Annotated in this window: 2 protein-coding genes and 1 pseudogene; all 3 read right to left on the reverse strand. The window is 60.0% G+C overall.

Going from position 1 to position 2,033, the window contains the following annotated elements; all coding sequences use genetic code 11:
• Positions 1 to 1,256: pseudogene (gene tnpC, locus J8I34_RS33755) on the reverse strand (IS66 family transposase); the annotation flags it as partial.
• The gene (gene tnpB / locus J8I34_RS33760; protein WP_209778051.1) at positions 1,165 to 1,491 is read right to left on the reverse strand and encodes an IS66 family insertion sequence element accessory protein TnpB; all 327 of its coding nucleotides are present in this window, start codon (positions 1,489 to 1,491) and stop codon (positions 1,165 to 1,167) included. The pseudogene tnpC and the gene tnpB, both read right to left, overlap by 92 nt.
• Entirely contained in the window at positions 1,491 to 1,949 is a 459-nt protein-coding gene (gene tnpA / locus J8I34_RS33765) for an IS66-like element accessory protein TnpA (protein WP_209778053.1), read from the reverse strand. Before tnpA ends, tnpB begins: the two co-directional genes overlap by 1 nt.
• Positions 1,950 to 2,033 lie beyond the last annotated feature (84 nt).

The raw sequence follows: 2,033 nt of genomic DNA on the forward strand, positions 1-2,033 counted from the left end.
TTCCAAGGCAGCAAGGCCTCGTAGTCGTCAGCGGTCTTCGCGAGCGGCAGCGCCTTGAACAAGGCGACGAGATAGCGATACGTATCGACGCCATTGGCCTTGCAGGTCTCAATGATCGAGTACAGGTTTGCGCTTGCGTTCGCGCCAGCGACGGTGTCACAGAAGAGCCAGTTCCGGCGCCCTACGGTGAACGGCCTGATCGAATTCTCAATCACATTGTTCGATATCGGCCAGGCGCCGTTCTCGACGTAACGGACGAGCTTGGGCCACTGGTTATGGAAGTAGTGTAGCGCCTCGCCGAACTTGCTTCGCGGCAACATGGTGTGCAAGTGCTGCAACAGCATGGCTTCGATTCCGTCTAGCACAGGCCGACTCTGCTCGGCACGGATCTGCTGGCGCTGCTCTGGTTTCATCTCGCGAGTCCGAGCCTCGACAGCAAAGAGCTTGGCGATGAGCGCGATGAACTGCGTGATTGGATGTTCGCCACCGCGCTGTTCCTTGGGCAGAGCCTCCTCGGCCTCAATCATGTAACGACGGGCATGAGCCCAGCATCCAAGATGGATCAGTCGATTCGCGTGCGCGACCTTGTCGTACGAGTCGTACCCGTCGGTCATCAACACCGTTCCTGGCTTGATGCCGGCATAGAGCTCTGCAGCATGTTTCGTTGCCCGCGTTGGGCTGTAAGCAAACAGCCGTACCGGCGGGCCCGATCCATTCATCTGCGCCCAGAGGTAACTTTTGGTCTGGGCAGGCTTGCCGGGCTCCTTGAGCACCTGGACGGTAGTTTCGTCGCCGTACACAAGGTCATCGTCCAGCAGATGGTCGCGCATCAGGTTGATGATGGGCTGCACGGCCTCGCCGACACGTACTACGCTGGCGGCCAATGTACTGCGCGAGAGGTCGCCGCCGAAGCGGTGCAGCAAGGCGGCCTGGCGGTACAGTGGCAGCGCGTCTTGGTACTTGGAGGTGATGCACCAGGCTAGCGCGGATTCAGTCAGCAAGCCCTTGGGGATGATGCGTGCGGGGGCGGGCGTCACCTTGATACTGCCGTCGCAGCACGGGCACGCGTACTTGACACGCTGGTGCTGGATCACTCGGACCTGCTGGGGGATGATGTCGAGTTGCTCGCTGATCTCCACGCCAATCTCAACCAGAGCTTGTCCATCATGCCGGCACACCCGCTCTGACTCCGGCAGTTCGTGGCGCATTGGCACGCGGGGAAGCGCCGGGTCCAACGGCTTGCGGCCGCGCTTCTTGCCAGGCAAAACGGTCTGCCTCAAGTCGTTTCAAAAAAAGCCAATATCCGTTCCGGTCCCAGCCAAGCAGCTTGATCCTATCGGCTCGTCGATTGCGAAACACGTAGACCGCTTGTGCGAACGGATCGAGCCCCAGCGACTGCTCGACCAGCGCCGACAGACCATTGATACTCTTGCGGAAATCCACGGCTTCCCGGTGCAGGTAGACCTTCAGCCCTTCGTCGAAGCGGAACATCAGCTCGCCCCCAACGCTTCGATCATCGCCTTTACGAGTTCACCGTCACGCTCACCGCATGCGAGCTCAATCGCTACGCCGTTTGGCAACTTCGCACTCAGCAGCGCGACTGGTCGCGACGGCTGAGGTTGCGGCTCAACTGCCACAGCCGTCGTGCGACGCGGCGCAGTGACCACAGCTTCGACTTCAGGAGATTGGATTCCCTGAACAACCGGCACGAACGCCGCCAGCGAACCGTGCTCTACCGCCTTCGATTCCCGATCCAGCCGAATCCATTTGCGCAGTTGATTGGCATTGACTTGAGCCTTGAGCGCCATGCCTGCCACCGATGCGCCGGGCCGAAGACACAGCTCAATCAAACGCCGCTTGGCCACCGGATCGTAATCGCGTTTCCCATTGCGCCGGACACGCACTACTCGCAGTGGAAAGCAGTCAACATCAATATCGTCAGTGATCATGGTTTGCGTCCGCAAAGAGTTTGCGGACGCAAGCCTGCCAAGACTCACCCTATAAGACTAGGACGCCGTTTCTCGGTCGCTTAC

The sequence above is a fragment of the Cupriavidus phytohabitans genome (genome assembly GCF_017815025.1).
In the GTDB taxonomy this organism is placed as follows: domain Bacteria; phylum Pseudomonadota; class Gammaproteobacteria; order Burkholderiales; family Burkholderiaceae; genus Cupriavidus.

What these genes read in the sequence shown, in the direction of transcription:
- tnpA (WP_209778053.1), bottom strand. Translation starts at nt 1,949, where the DNA reads ATGATCACTGACGATATTGATGTTGACTGCTTTCCACTGCGAGTAGTG.
- tnpB (WP_209778051.1), bottom strand. Translation starts at nt 1,491, where the DNA reads ATGTTCCGCTTCGACGAAGGGCTGAAGGTCTACCTGCACCGGGAAGCC.